The sequence below is a fragment of the Devosia sp. 919 genome (genome assembly GCF_013185965.1).
GTDB lineage: Bacteria > Pseudomonadota > Alphaproteobacteria > Rhizobiales > Devosiaceae > Devosia.
On record NZ_JABAOL010000001.1, the window covers coordinates 2,255,107 to 2,273,093 of the forward strand.

General features: G+C 62.9%; 15 protein-coding genes. 8 read left to right on the plus strand and 7 right to left on the minus strand.

All coding sequences use genetic code 11. The annotated features are described in order from the left end of the window. Positions 1 to 74: 74 nt before the first annotated feature. The 6 genes from bamA to HRQ64_RS11115 all read left to right on the plus strand — a co-directional run bounded on the left by bamA (position 75) and on the right by HRQ64_RS11115 (position 6,544). Positions 75 to 2,183 (plus strand): outer membrane protein assembly factor BamA, encoded by a 2,109-nt coding sequence (bamA, locus tag HRQ64_RS11090; protein ID WP_172123315.1) that lies wholly within the window; start codon positions 75 to 77, stop codon positions 2,181 to 2,183. Between the two features lie 74 nt (positions 2,184 to 2,257). Continuing rightward, entirely contained in the window at positions 2,258 to 3,295 is a 1,038-nt protein-coding gene (gene lpxD, locus HRQ64_RS11095; protein WP_172123316.1) for a UDP-3-O-(3-hydroxymyristoyl)glucosamine N-acyltransferase, read from the plus strand. Continuing rightward, positions 3,288 to 3,764 carry a 3-hydroxyacyl-ACP dehydratase FabZ gene (gene fabZ, locus HRQ64_RS11100; protein WP_172123317.1) on the plus strand — a complete coding sequence of 159 codons (477 nt, stop codon included), beginning with the start codon at positions 3,288 to 3,290 and terminating at the stop codon, positions 3,762 to 3,764. Before lpxD ends, fabZ begins: the two co-directional genes overlap by 8 nt. After that, a complete protein-coding gene (gene lpxA / locus HRQ64_RS11105) occupies positions 3,761 to 4,570 on the plus strand; it encodes an acyl-ACP--UDP-N-acetylglucosamine O-acyltransferase (protein WP_172123318.1) in 810 nt (269 codons plus the stop codon). Before fabZ ends, lpxA begins: the two co-directional genes overlap by 4 nt. A 50-nt stretch (positions 4,571 to 4,620) precedes the next feature. Next, on the plus strand, positions 4,621 to 5,421 hold the full coding sequence (locus tag HRQ64_RS20485; protein ID WP_172123319.1) for an LpxI family protein: 801 nt from the start codon (positions 4,621 to 4,623) through the stop codon (positions 5,419 to 5,421). Next, positions 5,414 to 6,544, plus strand: a complete 1,131-nt coding sequence (locus HRQ64_RS11115; protein WP_172123320.1) for a lipid-A-disaccharide synthase — start codon at positions 5,414 to 5,416, stop codon at positions 6,542 to 6,544. Before HRQ64_RS20485 ends, HRQ64_RS11115 begins: the two co-directional genes overlap by 8 nt. Here the strand turns inward: HRQ64_RS11115 and gltA are convergent. Together gltA and gltX are read right to left on the minus strand one after the other, a co-directional pair. Further along, complete coding sequence (gene gltA, locus HRQ64_RS11120) at positions 6,541 to 7,830, minus strand: citrate synthase (RefSeq protein WP_127753071.1); 1,290 nt, start codon at positions 7,828 to 7,830, stop codon at positions 6,541 to 6,543. The genes HRQ64_RS11115 and gltA overlap by 4 nt on opposite strands. Positions 7,831 to 7,974: 144 nt before the next feature. Beyond that, complete coding sequence (gene gltX / locus HRQ64_RS11125) at positions 7,975 to 9,393, minus strand: glutamate--tRNA ligase (protein ID WP_172123321.1); 1,419 nt, start codon at positions 9,391 to 9,393, stop codon at positions 7,975 to 7,977. A 79-nt stretch (positions 9,394 to 9,472) separates the two neighbouring features. Between gltX and HRQ64_RS11130 the strand changes: the two genes are divergently transcribed. After that, positions 9,473 to 11,620, plus strand: a complete 2,148-nt coding sequence (locus tag HRQ64_RS11130; RefSeq protein WP_172123322.1) for a ComEC/Rec2 family competence protein — start codon at positions 9,473 to 9,475, stop codon at positions 11,618 to 11,620. Positions 11,621 to 11,628: 8 nt separating this feature from the next. On the opposite strand, the gene HRQ64_RS11135 is transcribed toward HRQ64_RS11130, so the two are convergent. Genes HRQ64_RS11135 through HRQ64_RS11145 form a run of 3 tightly spaced genes read right to left on the minus strand, consistent with a single transcriptional unit; the run spans position 11,629 to position 14,044 of the window. Then, on the minus strand, positions 11,629 to 12,504 hold the full coding sequence (locus HRQ64_RS11135; protein ID WP_210258540.1) for an SMP-30/gluconolactonase/LRE family protein: 876 nt from the start codon (positions 12,502 to 12,504) through the stop codon (positions 11,629 to 11,631). Then, positions 12,501 to 13,112 (minus strand): 2-dehydro-3-deoxy-6-phosphogalactonate aldolase, encoded by a 612-nt coding sequence (locus HRQ64_RS11140; RefSeq protein ID WP_172123323.1) that lies wholly within the window; start codon positions 13,110 to 13,112, stop codon positions 12,501 to 12,503. The genes HRQ64_RS11135 and HRQ64_RS11140 overlap by 4 nt, the downstream gene beginning before the upstream one ends. A gap of 11 nt (positions 13,113 to 13,123) precedes the next feature. Continuing rightward, positions 13,124 to 14,044: a 2-dehydro-3-deoxygalactonokinase gene (locus HRQ64_RS11145; protein ID WP_172123324.1), complete on the minus strand. Its 921-nt coding sequence runs from the start codon at positions 14,042 to 14,044 to the stop codon at positions 13,124 to 13,126. A 214-nt stretch (positions 14,045 to 14,258) separates the two neighbouring features. On the opposite strand from HRQ64_RS11145, the gene HRQ64_RS11150 reads away from it, so the two are divergent. Further along, positions 14,259 to 16,088 (plus strand): IlvD/Edd family dehydratase, encoded by a 1,830-nt coding sequence (locus HRQ64_RS11150; RefSeq protein WP_172123325.1) that lies wholly within the window; start codon positions 14,259 to 14,261, stop codon positions 16,086 to 16,088. Positions 16,089 to 16,773: 685 nt separating this feature from the next. Here HRQ64_RS11150 and HRQ64_RS11155 read toward each other — a convergent pair. Both HRQ64_RS11155 and lexA read right to left on the minus strand, forming a co-directional pair. Continuing rightward, positions 16,774 to 17,139, minus strand: a complete 366-nt coding sequence (locus HRQ64_RS11155; RefSeq protein WP_210258541.1) for an NUDIX domain-containing protein — start codon at positions 17,137 to 17,139, stop codon at positions 16,774 to 16,776. Between the two features lie 41 nt (positions 17,140 to 17,180). Then, positions 17,181 to 17,894 (minus strand): transcriptional repressor LexA, encoded by a 714-nt coding sequence (gene lexA, locus HRQ64_RS11160; protein WP_127753079.1) that lies wholly within the window; start codon positions 17,892 to 17,894, stop codon positions 17,181 to 17,183. Positions 17,895 to 17,987 lie beyond the last annotated feature (93 nt).

Sequence of the window (17,987 nt, forward strand, 5' to 3'; positions counted from 1 at the left end):
CGGTTCAATGGAGTGGGCTGGGGGGATTGCTGTGCATGGCGAGTCCCCGAGCCGGTCGCAGAAGGCAAATTAATATGACTCAATCGAAGCTTATGCGCGGCGTGGCGCTCGCAATCCTGAGTGCTGCAGCTCCTGTTATCGGGTCTGGTGTTCCGCTTATCGGCGCAGTCGCGGCGCAGGCTCAGGAGCAACTGGTCGGCTCGGTGTTGTTCGAAGGCAATCGCCGCTTCTCGGACGCTCAGTTGCTGGCCATGGTGGATGTGTCCGCCTCCGGTGTTTTCACCCAGCAGCGTCTTGCTTCCGACATTGAAAGCATCCGTCAGGCTTATGACGCCGACGGCTTCATGTCGGTCGGTGTGACAGCGCGGACTGAAACCATCGCCGATGGCCGGGTGCGGGTTACCTTCGTGATCAATGAAGGGGAGCGTGCTGGCATCGCCGCCATCAACTTCACTGGCAACAATGCATTTAGCACGGGCAACCTCAAGGGCGCCATCACGACCAAGGAAACGGGCTTCCTGAGCTGGTTGCTCAAGGATGACTCCTACGATGATCGCCGGATTGCCGTCGACCGTGAGTTGATCCGCCTGTACTACGCCAATCGCGGTTATCCCGATGCGCAGGTTACCTCGGTCGGCGAGTATGATGCTGCCCGCAATGCCTACTTCATCAACTTTACCGTCAATGAAGGTCAGCGCTACGAGTTCGCCAATGTTGGCATCGAGACCAGCATCGAGGGGCTCAATACGCAGGCTTTGACCAGCACTGTGCGTACGAACGAAGGTGGTCGCTACTCCATTACGGACCTGCAGCGCACCATCGAAGACATGGCATATGAAGCCACGGCGCAGGGCTATTCCTTTGCTGATGTTCGCGCCCGTATGGATCGTGACGTCACCAATGGCCGGTTCAACGTTACCTACCTGGTTGATGAGGGTGCCCGCGTCTATGTCGAGCGCGTCAACATCACGGGCAACGAGAAGACGCGTGATTTCGTGATCCGTCGCGAGTTGGAGTTCGCTGAAGGCGACCCCTTCAACCGTGCACTGCTGGTTCGCGGTCGCAAGGAAATCCAGGATCTGGGTTACTTCTCAACTGTTGAAGTGACGACCCAGCCCGGCTCTTCCGCCGACAAGGTCATCGTCAATATCGCTGTGACCGAGAGCTCCACGGGTGAGTACGGTGCCACGGCCGGTTACTCCACCACCGAAGGTATCCTGGGCGAGGTCTCGCTGACCGAGCGTAACTTCCTTGGTCGTGGCCAGTATCTGCGTGCCGCTGTTGGTGCCTCGGAATCGGGCAAGACCTTCGACTTCTCCTTCACCGAGCCCCGTTTCATGGGTCTGCAGGTGTCGGCGGGCGTTGATGCCTATCACCGCATCGTCGATGAGACCGATCGGAACTTCTACGGCTTTACCTCTACCGGCGGCCAGGTGCGTTTCGGCGCCCCGATCCTTGGCAACCTCTCGGGTACAGTGTTTACCGGTATCGAACAGAAGGTCGTCGTGGACGAAGATCCCGACAACTCGGCGCTGTTCGATGATGGTGAGGAATTCTACAAGGCCTTTATCGGCTACACCCTCACCTGGAACGGTGTTGATAGCGTCAAGAAGCCGACCGAGGGCCTTTATGCGACCTTCACCCAGCAATATATCGGCTGGGACTACAACCTGGTGAAGACCGAGGCTCGTGGGCGCTACTTTGTGCCGCTGCTCGATGACAGCGGGATCGTGGCCAGCGTCAAGGGCCAGGCCGGTATCGTCCACGCTCTGGGCGATGGCGAAGTCAGCCCGCTTGAGGCGTTCATGCCCGGTTCGCAGCTGATCCGTGGGTTCGAGGGTCGTGGCCTTGGGCCGCGCCTGGAAAGCGGCGAATATCTCGGTGCGACCATGTATGCCGGTCTTTCTGCCGAAGTTCAGTTCCCGATCCCGGTTCTGCCGGAGAGCTATGGTGTGAGCGGCGCCGTCTGGGCTGACGCTGCATGGGTGGATGGTATTCCCGATGCGCAGGGCAACCCTGTGGACCCTGGCAGCGAGAACGAGCCGCTACGGACCTCCATCGGTGCGTCGCTCATCTGGGACTCGCCGTTTGGTCCGCTGCGTGGCGATTTCTCCCACGTGCTCAGCAAGTCGGAAGCCGATCGCACCCAGGTGTTCCAGCTGACCCTGTCGACCTTGCTCTAGTCGCCCGGGCGTGAAACAGTTCTAAGAGCCGCGGGGCGGTAGCGCCGCGGCTCTTTGCTTTTTTAAGTGACACAATGGTCGACACCCGCTTTCACCGTTTTTCCGGTCCCGCCTCCATCGGCACCATTCTGTCCAGCCTTGGCCGAACCGACCTGCTTGCCGGTCTATCCGAAGACGCCGCCGGTCATATCGTAACCGGTGCAAGCGAGCTGGAGCTCGCCGGCCCCGGGGATGTTGCACTGGCGGCGCACAGCTCGTATCTGGAGCAGCTACGCGGCACTAGCGCCGGGGCGGTCATTGTTTCGGCCGAACTGCGTGACGCCGTACCGGAGGGGCTCATAGCGATAACGGCCCCCAAGCCGCACCACCTCTTTGCCGATTTCCTGGATTACCTCTATCCCGCAAGCACACGGGGCGTGATGGCCGCGGAACGGGCCGATCTGGGGGCGCCGGTGTTCGAGCTCGAGGTGTCGATTGGCTCCAATGTCGTAATCGGCTACGGGGTCGAGATCGGGCGGGGCACGACGATTGGTGCCAACACCGTTATCGGGGCCGGGGTGACGATCGGGCGCAATTGTGCCATCGCGGCCAACTGCACTATTGATTGCGCCCATATCGGCAATGAGGTGGTGCTGCATTCGGGCGTACGCATCGGCACCGAAGGTTTTGGCTGGCTTGACTTCGGCCAGACGAACCGCAAATTGCCACAACTCGGGCGCGTGCTGATCCAGGATCGCGTCGAGGTCGGCGCCAATTCCACCGTCGACCGTGGCGCGCTGGGCGACACCTGCCTAGGCGAGGGCACCAAGATCGATAATTTGGTGCAGATTGGCCATAACTGCCGGATCGGCCGCAACTGCTTGATCGCGGCAATGTCGGGCCTGTCCGGCTCGACCATTGTCGAGGATGGCGTGCTGATGGGCGGCGGGGTAGGCACTTCGGGTCACTTGACCATTGGCGCCGGCTCGGTCGTACATGGCCGCGCTGCGGTCACCAAGGACTGGCCCGCAGGCTCCAAGCTCGCCGGGGCACCGGCGCAGGACATTCGAGACTTTTGGCGCGAGATCGCCACCATGCGTAAATTGACCAAGGGGGACAGACGGCATGACTGAGGACGTGACTACTGCAACCGAGCTCGGGGCCATGAGCTTGGCTGAAATCCTCAAGAGCCTGCCGCATCGCTACCCCATGCTGATGATCGACCGGATCATCGACATCGACGGCGACGAAACGGCTGTCGGCATCAAGAACGTCACCTTCAACGAGCCCATCTTCCAGGGTCATTTTCCTGAGAACCCGATTTTCCCGGGCGTGCTCATCATCGAAGGCATGGCGCAGACCGCCGGCGCCATCGTGATCAAGCATGACTCCGGCACGGGCCGGAAGAACATCGTGCTGATGCTGGGCGTGGACAAGGCCAAGTTCCGCAAGCCGGCGATTCCAGGCGACAAGATCGAGTTTCACATCGCCAAGATCCAGCGCCGCCGCAATGTCGGCCGCTACGAGGCGCGGGCGATTGTCGATGGCACGGTCATCGCCGAAGCCGAGATTACTGCAATGATTGTCGAGGCCACTTCGTGACTCAAGCCTTTGTGCATCCCACCGCCATCGTCGCACCCGGCGCGCAACTGGGGCAGGGGGTCAAGATCGGTCCCTACTGCATCGTGGGCGAACACGCGGTGCTGCACGACGGTGTCGAGCTGATTTCCCATGTGTCCGTAGACGGCCATACCGAGATCGGTGCGGCCACGCGCATTTTCCCCTTCGCTTCCGTGGGGCACGTGCCCCAGGATCTGAAATATCACGGCGAGGCATCGCGCCTCGTCATCGGCGAGCGCTGCACCATCCGCGAGGCCGTGACGCTGAACCCGGGCACCGAGAATGGCGGCATGCTGACACAGATCGGCAATGACTGCCTGATCATGGCCAATGCCCATGTCGCGCATGACTGCATCATCGGCAACAATGTCATCATGGCCAACTATGTCGGTATCGCCGGGCACTGCCATGTCGGAGACAATGTGATCTTTGGTGGCATCTGCGTGGTGCATCAGTTCACCCGCATCGGCAACCATGCCTTTATCGGCGCCCAGTCGATGATCGATGGTGATGTGATCCCCTATGGCATGGCGGTCGGCAACCGCGCTTCGCTGGCGGGGCTCAACCTCGTGGGCCTGAAGCGCCGCAAGTTCGATCGGGAGGCGATCCACCGCTTGCGCGCGGCTTACCGCATGATCTTTTCCAACGAGGGTACGTTGCGCGAGCGCGTCGAGGACGCCGCCGAGTTGTTCAAGGACGACAAGCTGGTGCAGGACGTCGTGACCTTTATCGGCGCAGCCTCGGATCGGCCGATCCTGATGCCGCGGAACGGCCACTCGGCCGAGTGATGTGGCGTTCGGCTCGGCGATTGTCGATCTTTGCGGGTTCCGGAGATCTGGTGCCCCATGTCGTGCAGGCCGCACTTGAGGTCGGATACAAGGTGCAGCTGCTGGCGCTGACGCCGCGGCCGGATCTGGCCAAGATCAAGATGGTCGAGGCCAAGCTCGACAATCCCCTTGGCATCATCTGGTCGCTCAAGGTATTTCGTACGACCCATATCGCCTTTGCCGGCGGGCTTCACTTGCCCGACAAGGCACGGGAAGGCCTGATCCGCTTTGCCAATGGCAATGGTGCGCCCTCGCCAAGTGGTGAGGCGGGGCCGGTCGGCGACGCCGAACTGGCGGCGATTGGATCCGTACTCAAGAAGATGACAGGTGCCGATTTGATCGGTGTGCATGAACTGGCCCCCGACCTGTTGGCCCCGGAAGGCAGTATTGCCGGGCCAGGGATTGCAGATGAGGCCGTTCTGGCCGCAAGTTACACGCTGGGCGTCGCACGCGCGATCGGCGGCCTCGATATCGGGCAAGCGGCCGTGGCCTCGGGGCGTCGGGTTATTGCGGTAGAGGATATCGGCGGCACCGATGCGCTTATCGCTCGAATTGGCGAACTGCGGCGCACTGGGCTGGCGGGGGACGGCAGCACGCCCATGGTGCTGGCCAAGGCGATGAAGCCGCAGCAGCCGGCCTTTGCCGATCTGCCGGCAATCGGGCCCGATACGGTGACCAATTGTGCAGCGGCGGGCATCTCGGTGATTGCCGTGGAAGCGGGCCGCAGTCTTGTCCTGCAGCGGGCGGCGCTTGTCGAGGCGGCGGCGCGCCACGGGGTCAGCGTTATCGGCATCAAGCTGGCCGATGCGTAAGCCGCTCAAGCTCTTCATGCTGGCCGGCGAGCCTTCAGGAGACCGCATTGCCGCCGATCTGGTGCGGCGGCTGCAGGCTCGCGGGCCGCTCGACCTCAGTGGCGTCGGGGGCGACGAACTGACGGCGCTTGGGTTGCGCTCGCTGTTCCCGATGAGCGATCTGGCGGTGATGGGCATTACCGATGTGCTCAAGCGGCTGCCGCTGCTGCTGTGGCGGGTGGAGCAGACAGCGCGGGCCATTCGGGCTGCGGCGCCTGATGTGACTGTTCTGGTGGACGCGCAGGACTTTTCGGCTCTTGTGGCGCGGCGGCTGCGCGCAATGGGGTATGGCAAACCGCTGATCCTTTATGTTGCCCCCTCGGTCTGGGCCCGCGCGCCGCATCGCGCCGCCAAGCTCAAGCCCTTGTTCGATGAAGTGCTGGCGGTTCTGCCCTTCGAGCCCGAAGTGATGGCGCGGCTCGGTGGCCCACCTACCGCTTATGTGGGGCACCCCGCACTGGCCGAAGGTCGGCCGGTTAGCGCTCCTGCGGAGCGCGGCGAACTTATCCTGCTGCCCGGTAGCCGCGAGGGTGAACTGCGCCGGCACTTGCCCTTGTTCAAAACGGCAGTGGAGCAATTATCGCAGCATCCGGCGGTGACGGGGATAACAATTCCTACGCTGGCTACGCTCAAGCCGCGCCTCGTTGATGAAGTCGCCGACTGGCCGGTGCCGGTAACGGTGACGAGCGACCGGGCGGAGCGGGTGGAGCTTTATGGCCGCTCGGTGCTGGCGCTGTCGGTGGCGGGTACGGCGACGCTGGAGCTGGCGCTCTCGAACGTGCCCATGGTCGTTACCTATGTGATGGACAAGCATCAGTCGCGGGTGTTCGGCAAGCTGGGCCGACCAATGATCTCGCTGCCCAATATCATCCTTGGGCGTGCGGTGCTCGACGAGCTGGTGATGACCGAACCATCACCCCAAATGCTGGTAAATCACGCCACAGCGCTGCTCGACAGCAAAGAAGCCCGCCAGGCCCAGCAAGTGGCTTTCGGCGAGCTTCGCAAGCTGATGACCCAGGGCGTCCCCGGCATAGCGCGCCAGGATCCAGCTGACCGGATCCTGGCTCATCTCAGCGCCGGTTAGCGGCCTTCGATCGAGACATAGTCCCGCATAGGGGCGCCATCATAGAGCTGGCGTGGACGGCCGATCTTTTTCTGCGGATCGCCGATCATTTCCTTCCACTGCGCAATCCAGCCGACGGTGCGAGCCACGGCAAAGAGCACGGTGAACATGGAGGTGGGGAAGCCGATCGCGTCGAGGATTACGCCCGAGTAGAAGTCGACATTGGGGTAGAGCTTGCGATCAACGAAATAGGGGTCCTCGAGCGCAATGCGCTCCAGCTCCTGGGCGACCTGCAAGGTCGGGTTATTCTCGACTCCGAGGATGGCGAGCACGCGCTTGGCAGTTTCCTGCATCACGGTGGCGCGCGGATCGAAGTTCTTGTAGACGCGATGGCCAAAGCCCATCAGGCGGAACGGATCGCTCTTGTCCTTGGCGCGCGCGATATATTCCGGGATGCGGTCGACGGTGCCGATTTCGCGCAGCATGTTGAGCGCCGCTTCATTGGCGCCGCCGTGAGCGGGGCCCCAAAGGCAAGCAACGCCGGCAGCGATACAGGCGAATGGATTGGCGTCTGACGAACCCGACAGGCGCACGGTCGAGGTCGAGGCGTTCTGCTCGTGGTCGGCATGGAGCGTGAAGATCAGGTCCATGGCGCGGGCGATCTCGGGATCGACCTTGTATTCCTCGGCCGGCACGGAGAAGCACATATGCAGGAAGTTGGACGCGTAATCGAGATCGTTGCGCGGATAAACGAAGGGCTGGCCGACCGAATACTTGTAGGCCATGGCCGCGATGGTCGGCATCTTGGCAATCATGCGGATCGAGGCGATCTCGCGCTGCTGCGGATCATTGATGTCGGTCGAGTCGTGATAGAACGCCGCCATGGCGCCAACGACGCCGGTCATGATCGCCATCGGGTGGGCATCGCGGCGGAAGCCGCGATAGAAATAGTGCATCTGCTCATGCACCATGGTGTGGCGGGTCACCAGCGTTTCGAAGTCCTTGAGTTCGGTCTTGCTCGGCAGTTCGCCGTAGAGCAGGAGGTAGCAGACCTCGAGATAGTTGCTGCCTTCGGCAAGCTGGTCGATCGGGTAGCCGCGATAGAGCAACTGGCCCTTGTCGCCATCGATATAGGTGATGGCGCTGTCACAGGCGGCCGTGGAGGTGAAGCCGGGATCGTAGGTGAACATGCCCGTCTTGGAATACAGCGACCGGATATCGATCACATCGGGGCCGACGGTTCCTGACAGTACCGGGAACTCGAAAGTCTGGTCCCCGATAGTGAGCTTGGCGACTGGATCGGTCATTTAACTCTCCTCGATGGCCCGCGGCCTGGAGTGCAGAAAACACCGCAGAGGGGGCCGGCTATTGCCTGTTCAGTTGTAGTGTGGGGTAGCAGTTCGCCCCGGTCGCCGCAACTAAGGGTAAGCAGTACTTACCCGATTGGTTTGTTATCTTTGAGCAGCCTGGTCGCCCAGCCGCGCCATGGTTTCTTCGCGCCCGATCAGCACCATCACCTCGAAGATTCCCGGGGAAACTGTGCGGCCGGTGAGCGCTGCGCGCAAGGGCTGCGCGAGCTTGCCGAGCTTGAGCCCCTTTGTTTCAGCCAGAGCACGCATGGCGGCGTCGATGGCCGGCACCGACCAGTCATCAAGACCTTCGAGCGTGCTCGCCATATCGGCCAGCACCGCACGTGAGTCGGGGGTGAGCAGCGCCGAAGCTGCAGCGTCGATGGCGAGCGGGCGGGTGGCATAGATGAACTGCGCCAGGTCGATCAGCTCAAGGACCGTCTTGGCGCGCGGCTGCAGTTCGGGCAGTGCGGCGAGCACCGTGTCCTTGTTAGCGGTGAGGCCCTCAAGGTCGACGGTGCGACCAACTTCCTTGGCCGTGGCGATCATGACATCATAAAGATAGTCGGGCGCGGCCTCGCGAATATAGTGGCCGTTGATGTTTTCGAGTTTGACGAAGTCAAAGCGCGCGGCGCCCTTGTTGAGCCCTTCAAGGCTGAACCACTCGATCATCTGCTCGGTCGAGAAGATCTCGTCGTCCTCATGGCTCCAGCCGAGGCGAGCGAGATAGTTGCGCAAAGCTTCGGGTAGGTAGCCCAGCTGCCGATAGGCGTCGACGCCGAGGGCGCCATGGCGCTTGCTGAGCTTGGCCCCATCCGGGCCGTGGATCAGCGGGATGTGGGCCATCTCCGGCACGGTCCAGCCCATCGCATTGTAGATGATGATCTGGCGGGCGGCATTGGTGAGGTGATCGTCGCCACGGATGATGTGGGTGACGCCCATGTCGTGATCGTCCACCACCACGGCATGCATATAGGTCGGCGTGCCATCCGAGCGCAGGATGATGAAGTCATCGAGGTTCTCGGTCTTGAACACGACCTTGCCCTGCACATGGTCATTGACCACGATGTCGCCCGAGAGCGGCGCCTTGATGCGCACCACGGGGGCAATGCCTTCAGGGGCTTCGCTCGGGTCCCGGTCGCGCCAATAGCCGTTATAGCGCGGCGGCTTGCCGGCAGCGCGGGCTTCCTCGCGCATCTGGTCAAGTTCGGCGGGGGAGCAATAGCACTTATAGGCATGACCCTTGGCGATCAGCTCATGAGCGATCTCGGCGTGGCGGCCAGCGCGCTCGAACTGGGAAATGGCTTCGCCATCCCAGTGCAGCCCAAGCCAGGACAGCCCATCCTTGATCGCCTCGACGGCGGCCTGGGTGGAGCGTTCGCGGTCGGTGTCCTCGATGCGCAGCAGCATGGTGCCGCCGTGCTTGCGGGCATAGGCCCAGTTGAACAGCGCCGTGCGCGCACCGCCAATATGGAGGAAGCCCGTGGGGGAAGGCGCGAAGCGGGTAACGACTTTAGACATGAATACCGGAACGGTTGGACGAGGTTTGGTAGCGTGTGTAGCATAGGGTAGCACGAGCGCAAGTAGAGGGGACGCCGCGGTGCAGGGCACGGGGGCGCTGGAGCAGACGCGGGAGCTTGCGCCGGTGCCGGTGCAGGCTGGCCCGATCCTTCCCTCGCCCAAGCTATTGCCCGCCGTCGTAGCAACCAAACGTCTGTTATTTGTCCGCGCCCTGGAGGCGGCCCTGGCGGGTCGACGGGTGTTTGTGCTCCTGCCTTTTGCTGCCATTGCCGGGCTGGTCAGCTATGCGGGCCTGCCGTTTGAACCGGCGGGCTCGGCACTCGGGGCGGTCGGCGCGGCCGTTTGCCTAGGGGCGTGCCTGGCGCTGCGCAATCTGGCGGCCTTGCGGCTGGCGGTGTTGTTTGCGGCCTTCTGGGGCGGTTTTTGCCTTCTCCCGGTTCATGGCGCGCTGTGGGGAACAGGCATGCTGCCGTTCCCGCTTTACGGGCAATACGAGGCAGTCATCGACGAGATCCTTTCGGCGACGCAAGAGGATCGCCGCGTCGTGGTTTCAGCCTTGCGGCCGTTGGGAGAAGCGCCATCGGCGCCGATCAACAAGGCGCGATTGCTGATCCCGGCCGAGCCGCCGCTGCAACCGGGTGACACCGTTCGGGGGCAGTTGCGGTTGGCGCCAGTGCCGGGGCCAGTGCTGCCCGGCGCATTTGACGGGCAGTTTCACGCCTATTTTGCGGGGATCGGCGCCTATGGCAATGCAACTGGTGCGATTACGCGTGTCGCTGAGGCGACGGACTTCAATCTGGGCCGTTCGGTCGAGGATCTGCGACGTGCGATCGGCGCCCGGCTGGACGAACAGATGGAAGGCGCCTCGGCCGCCATTGCCCGCGCTATGGTGGTGGGGGATCAGAGCGCCATTACCGACGAAACGCGTGACGTGATGGCAGCTTCGGGCCTTGCGCATATCTATTCGATTTCCGGGCTGCACCTGTCGATCGTCGCGGGCGGCGTGTTCTGGTTGGTGCGGCTGTTGCTGGCGAGCCTTCCCGGTTTGGCCGTGCGCTGGCCGGTCAAGAAGCTCGCGGCGGTGGCCGGAATTGCTGCGGCTTTCAGCTATTTGCTGCTGGCGGGCGGGCTGGCCAATGTGCCGGCACTCCGCTCGACTATCATGCTGGCCCTGATCTTTGGCGCGGTGCTGGCGGGGCGGCGGGCGTTGACCATGCGCAATGTTGCCATTGCGGCGCTGGTGGTGATCCTGCTCGATCCCGCCAGTGTGTTTCGGGCCAGTTTCCAGCTGTCCTTTGCAGCCGTGGTGGCGCTGATCGGCATTTATGAGTTGCCCCGAAGAACCCCCTCGGTGCACCGGGCGGGTATTGCCCGTCTCATCGTCTCGGTGGGGACCGCCGCCCTGACCAGCTTCATCGCCGGCACCGCCACCTTGCTGTTCTCTGCCTATCATTTCCAGCAGACCGCACCCCTGGGGGTGATCGGCAATGTGCTGGTGTTGCCAGTGGTCAGCCTCGTCATCATGCCCTTTGGCGTCCTCTCGGTATTGCTGATGCCGCTCGGGCTGGAAGCACCGTTTGTTGCGGTGATGGGCTGGGGCATCGATCGGATGGTGCACGGCGCGGTCCTCGTGGCGGGTTGGAGCGAGGGGCTCACCGGCAATCCGCTGCTGACCTCAACCGCCTTGCTGCTGGGGCTAGCGGCGCTCGCCTGGTTTGCGTTCTTTCCCAGCCGGTGGCGCTTCCTTGCTCCGGTGGCGGCGATCCCATTAATCTTGCTGTTTGGTCTCGATCAGCGCCCCGATGTGCTGGTTGCCGATACGACCCAAGCCGTCGCGGTGCGCAGCGAGACCGGGCTGGGGCTGCTTACCGGCCGGGCAGGCAGCTTTGCCGTTGACGTCTGGGGTCAACATTACCAGGAAGAAATTGCGCCCGTCATCGACGCGGCTCGCTGCGACAGCCTCGGTTGCGTGGTCGCGACGGAGCAATTTTGGGTGGCGGTGGTGCGTGATGTCGGCGCCTTCGCCGAAGATTGCGCCCGCCACGATCTGGTGGTGACGCGGTTGCGGGCGCCGATTGCCTGCCGGGCGCAGGCCCAGGTGATTGACCGCGACGATCTCGCAAGGGGCGGCGTGCACTGGTTCAAATGGCAGGATGGAGAGCAGCGCTTTGTCGTGCGGACTGCCGTGCCCAACCTCACGCGCCCCTGGCGCGTGAGGTCACAATAAGGGGCAGGCTAGAGGACGATGCGCGCCTCCGGGATGCCGGGCACATCCACCTGGATCGAGAAGACCCCGCCGGCCACCTTTTCGGCAGCCAGCTGTTCAGCGCTTAGATTCTTGGCGGCGGTGGTGATGAAGAGGGTCTTGAGATCGGGGCCGCCGAAGGCAGGACAGGTGACCTGCGAGACCGGCACTTCGATGATCCGGTCGATCGAGCCATCCGGCGCATGCCGCACGACGCAGCCGCCGCCCCATTTCGCATTCCACAGATAGCCTTCGCTATCAACCACCGCGCCGTCGGGGAAGCCGCGGCCGTCCGAGACATCGGCGAAGAGCGACCATTCCCCGACCGGCATGCCGGTGGCCGGATCGGTCTGTACCCTGAGAATCTTTTTGGTGGGGGTATCGGTCCAGTAAGCGGTGCGCCCATCGGCCGTGAAGCAGGTGGCGTTGGGGATCGAGGCGTTGGACCGCAGCACGCTCAGTTGACCGGCGCGGTAATGATAGAGCTTGCCGCCCGGCGCTTCTTCCTCCTTGCGCATGGTGCCAATCCAGAAGGCGCCCGAGGGATGCACCCGACTGTCATTGCCGCGCGTCAGCGGATCGTCTGCTTCGAGCGGGATAATGAGGCTTTGCTCATCCGTCTGTAGATTGAAGCGCTTGAGCCCGGTTTCGGTGACCAGTGCCAGATTGTCGGCATCGATGATGCCAGCCGCGGCGACGTTCTCGTCAAAGCTCCAGCTCACTTCGACATTGCCCCGAGCTGAGGTGGCGAAGAGCTTTTGATTATTGATATCAAGGAAAAACAGCTGCTGGCGGTCCGGGTGCCAGAATGGGCCCTCGCCCAATGCGCATTTGCTGTCGATCAGCAGGCTCGCCGTTTGCGTCACGCTGTAGTCCTTCCATCATAAGCCAATACCGCCTCGGCGGCGCGCTGGCCGACTTCGGCGGGGGTGCTGCCGGGCTTGTATAAAAAGGTGCCCAGGCCAAAACCGCTGCAACCGGCGGCGAAATATTCGCCGAAGTTGTCCGGCTTGGCGCCGCCCACCGCGTAAAGCGGCAGCTCGGGCGGCAAGACCGCCTTCATCGCCTTGATGCCGCGCGGGCCCAGAACTTCAGCGGGGAAAAACTTGAGCCCGGTGGCGCCCGCCTTGATCGCCTTGAACGCATCACTGGGAGTGAACACGCCGGGATAGGAGCCCAGCTGAATGCGCACCGTTTCTTCTATAACCGACCGGTTGGTATCCGGGGATACAATAAAGGTGCCGCCGGCATCGGCGACGGCCCAAACCTGCTTTTTGTTCAGAACGGTGCCCGCGCCCACCATCACGTCATCCCCGAGCGCCTCGGCCGCCAGCGCAATGCTGGCCAGGGCATCGGGGGAATTGAGCGGCACTTCGATCATGGTAATGCCGGCCGCAACAAGGGCGTGGCACACATCAAGCGTTTCGGGCGGGGTAATGCCGCGCAGAATCGCGATCAGGTGGCGGTGGGTCATGGGGTCTCCAATCAGACGATAAAGGCACGTGCAGCTTTAAGGCCGGCGAGCACCACTTCGGTTCCATCCACGGCTTCGCCTTGTGCCCCGATCATGCCGAGCACCTCGGCATAAAGGGCGCAGAGCGCGGGGGCGCCGATCAAGGGAACGGTTTGTTCGCCGATCAGCGCACGGCGGCTGCCAATTTCGGTGCCGATCAGGAGGCCCGAAAGATAGCCGGTGCACCAACCGGGCTGACGGCCGGACAGGAGCGAACTGGCGCGGACCGCAAAGAGCTCGCTGGTGAGCTGTTCGGGCCGCTCGAGGCCGACCTCTGCACCCGCGGCAAAGCCTTCGGCGCGCTCGGGCCCATTGCTGTCTTCAGTCAGCGAATAGCGCAGCACCGAATGATGGCGCAGCAGATCGAAGAGCTCGCCCGTCATTGCGGTGGAGAAATGCTCAATGCGGGTGCCATTCATGCTGACCCATTTGGAATGGGTGCCGGGCATGCATACCACGCCATGGGCATTGGGGCGCAGGGTCGCGAGGCCCAGTAGCTGGGTTTCCTCGCCGCGCATCACATTGTCGCCGCCGGCCTTCTGGCACACACCGGGCAGAATTGCCGGGGCCAGGTGATTGTTGGGCATGGGCGGGCGCACTGCGCCGTCAAGCAGGCCGCGCAAATCGGTTGGTGCTTCCAAATAAGGCGCTTCGAACCAGCCCTGGCGCGCGCCGGCCATGCCGCAGATCAATACGTCGAGCGCGCCACCGTTGCTGCCGACTAGACCATCGAGCAAGGTTTCGAGGACGCCCGGATACTGGTCGCGCGTCAGCTTGCCCATGCCTTGGTCGGATTTGCGCGAAACGATCACCGTGCCATCGGCACTCAGGCCCCAAGCCCGCAGGTTGGAGGTGCCCCAATCAACCCCGACCCAATCAACAAATTCACTCATGCTTGCCCCTCTTGCAGTCCGCCCCGCACTTTCGGGCAAACCTAGTCGCTGCGCTGGCCTGCGCCTAGCCGATTCGACGCCGCCCGGTTGCCCTGCGAGCGCAAGGGGCGACGAAATCCAACAGGATTGGCGTTCACTCCTGCAACTAACATGCTAGAACTGTAGCAAACAGCAGCCTGTATTCGCCTCGGCGGAACTATTGAGGAATAAGGTAATGACGGCAGACAACAGCTTCTCTTCCCCCAATGGGCAGGGCAGCGCGCCCAAGAAGCTGCGCTCGCGCGCCTGGTTCGACAATCCCGAGAACCCGGACATGACCGCGCTTTATCTTGAGCGCTACATGAATTTCGGCGTATCGCGCGAGGAATTGCAGGGCAACAAGCCCATCATCGGCATCGCCCAGACTGGCTCGGACCTCAGCCCCTGCAACCGCCACCATATCGTGCTGGCCGAGCGCGTGCGCGAAGGCATCCGGGAAGCCGGTGGCATTGCCATCGAATTTCCCGTGCATCCGATCCAGGAAACCGGCAAGCGCCCCACCGCCGGCCTCGACCGGAACCTGGCCTATCTTGGGCTCGTGGAAGTGCTTTATGGCTATCCGCTCGATGGCGTGGTGCTGACCATTGGCTGCGACAAGACCACCCCGGCCATGCTGATGGGTGCGGCCACGGTCAACATCCCGGCGATTGCGCTCTCGGTCGGGCCGATGCTCAATGGCTGGCACAAGGGCGAGCGCACCGGCTCGGGCACCATTGTGTGGAAGGCGCGCCAGATGATGGCGGCCGGCGAGATCGATTATGCGCAGTTCATCGAGCTGGTGGCGTCTTCGGCGCCGTCCACCGGCTTCTGCAACACGATGGGCACGGCAACCACGATGAACTCGCTGGCTGAGTCGCTGGGCATGCAGCTGCCGGGTTCGGCGGCAATTCCCGCGCCTTATCGCGATCGCCAGGAAATGGCCTATCGCACGGGCAAGCGCATCGTCGACATGGTGCATGAGGACCTCAAGCCCTCCGACATCATGACCAAGGACAATTTCATCAACACCATCGTGGTCAATTCCGCGATTGGCGGGTCGACCAACGCCCCGATCCACATCCAGGCGATCGCCAAGCATATCGGTGTCGAGCTCGACCTGCAGGACTTCCAGACCTATGGGCACAAGGTGCCGCTGCTGGTGAACCTGCAGCCGGCCGGCGAATATCTCGGCGAGGATTACTACCATGCGGGCGGCGTGCCGGCGGTGGTCAACGAGCTGATGAAGCAGGGGCTGATCCGTGAGAATGCACCCACCGTCAACGGCAAGACCATCGGCGAGAACTGCCGCAACACCCCCATCCAGGACGAGAAGGTGATCCGCCCCTTCGAGCAGCCGCTCAAGGAAGAAGCCGGGTTCCTGGTGCTGCGCGGCAATCTCTTCGATAACGCGATCATGAAGACCAGCGTGATCTCGCCCGAGTTCCGCGAGCGCTACCTTGCCAATCCCGAGCATCCCGGCATGTTCGAGGGCAAGGCCGTGGTGTTCGATGGTCCGGAGGACTATCATCACCGGATCGATGATCCCTCGCTCGATATCGACGAGCACACGCTGCTGTTCATGCGCGGCGCGGGCCCGATCGGCTACCCGGGGGCGGCCGAAGTCGTCAATATGCGGCCCCCTGCCTACCTCATCAAGAAGGGTATCCACGCGCTGGCCTGTATTGGCGACGGGCGCCAATCCGGCACGTCGGGCTCGCCCTCGATCCTCAACGCCTCGCCCGAAGCGGCAGCGGGCGGCAACCTTGCCATCCTGCGCACGGGTGACCGGGTGCGGATCGACCTCAACAATGGCACCGCCGATATCCTGATTTCGGACGCCGAGATCGCGACGCGCCGGCAGGAACTGGCGGAAGCGGGCGGCTACAAGTACCCCGCGCACCAGACGCCCTGGCAGGAGATCCAGCGCGGGCTGGTCGACCAGCTCGGCAATGGCGCCGTACTCAAGCCAGCAGTGGCTTACCAGCGCATTGCCCAGACCTATGGCGTGCCGCGCGACAACCACTAGGGCATAAGGCCCAACGACTTCGAAATCCCCGCTTCGGCGGGGATTTCTGTTTCCAAGGCACGGCGAAACTCCGGTCGGCGCGAGGCCTCCGGTTGGGAGCGGCGTTGGCGAGGCATTGCCTCAAAAAACGTTGCGCAAAACGGAAGCTCCGCCCCGCCAACAGCGACTGGGTGCCGACGCCCGCGCCCTCCTGCGGCGCATGCCAGATTCCGCGGATGTCGAACTAAACCCTGGCGGGCACCGCTGCCTGCGCCACATCAGGGTTCCGATGGCCAGTGCAGCTGCCATCGCGATTCTTCACCCAAGACCACCGGACGATAGAGGTCCACGGCTCTTGCGGACACCGGCCGGATCGCGGCGACCCACGATCCCCCAGCCTCCGCGCACCAACCACTCGTCATGATCTCGCTTGGGTGCGCGGATGAGGAGACTATGCGGGTGATCGGCGCGGGCGGGGATAAGTTATTGTCGGGGGGTATGGGGCTTGAGCGGATTGCGCGCTGGAGGTGGCCAGCTGGGTCTAACGTCACTCGCGGAGGAGGGGACTAAACCCCCACCCCGGTCCTCCCCTCAAGGGGGAGGGTGAAGGAGGGGGCACACAGGCGCTGGTCTGGTGCGGCTGATGAGGACCCTAGGGCGGCAATCGAGTTCCGTCGAAGAGATTGTTTCTTGGCCGATTCCGGCTTTAGGCGTGGCGAGCGATGTGGGCGAGGGCCCGCTGGAACATGGGGTGCCATTCGGGGCCCGGTTGGCGCTCGAGTGGCCACCAGAAGAACTCGAACCAATGACCGCCATCATCATGGGTGAAGTGGCGCCAGTGTTCGGCCAGGGGAGCCAAGGCGATCACCACAACAAAGTGCCAAAGCTGTTTATCTGCAATGGCACTACTGGAAGGCAGGGTGCGCGAAACTTCTGCCTGCAGGCCAGACTCCTCTGCGAGTTCACGCAGGGCACCGATTTCAATCGGCTCGGGGCCTTCCCGTGTTCCTTTCACCAGCTGAAAGCCAGCCAAAGGATGCCTGAACGCCAAGCACTGGCGTTCTTGCGCCACCACTCGCAGCAGGACAGGACAGAGTTTTTCGACCCTGGGCGTCAATATTTACGCAGCAGGCCCACCAGGCGGCCCTGAACCTTGACGCGGTCGGGCGGGAAGATGCGGGTTTCGTAGGCGGGATTGGCCGCTTCAAGCGCGATGGTGTTGCCCTTGCGACGCAGCCGCTTGAGGGTGGCTTCCTCGTCATCCACCAGGGCAACGATGATCTCGCCGGTCCCGGCAACATCCTGGCGACGGATCAGCACGGTGTCGCCATCGAAAATGCCCGCATCGATCATCGAATCGCCGCGCACTTCCAGCGCATAGTGCTCGCCCGGGCCAAGCATTTCGGGTGGCACCGAGATGGTGTGGGAGTGGCTCTGGATGGCCTCGATGGGCGTACCGGCGGCGATCCGACCCATGACCGGCACGGCCACGGGGCGCACATAATCATCGCTCCAGCCCGAGCGCGGCGGCGGAGCGGCAACACGGCCCAGATTGCCTTCGATGACGCTGGGCTCGAAGCGGGCCTTGCGGCCGCCGAGCGCGGGGTTCATCGAATCGGGGAGTTTGAGCACTTCCAGCGCCCGCGCGCGATTGGGGAGGCGGCGGATGAAGCCGCGCTCCTCAAGCGCCGTGATCAGGCGGTGAATGCCCGACTTGGAGGCCAGATCCAACGCGTCCTTCATTTCGTCAAACGAAGGGGGAATGCCGCTTTCCTTCATCCGCTCATGGATGAACATCAGCAGTTCATGTTGCTTTCGCGTCAGCATCGGAGCCCTTCAATCGCAGAATCGGAACAAAGACTGAACGAGCATAGGTGTTCCAGTTATGTTCTGCAATAACGCTCATGGGTGGAGGCGAAA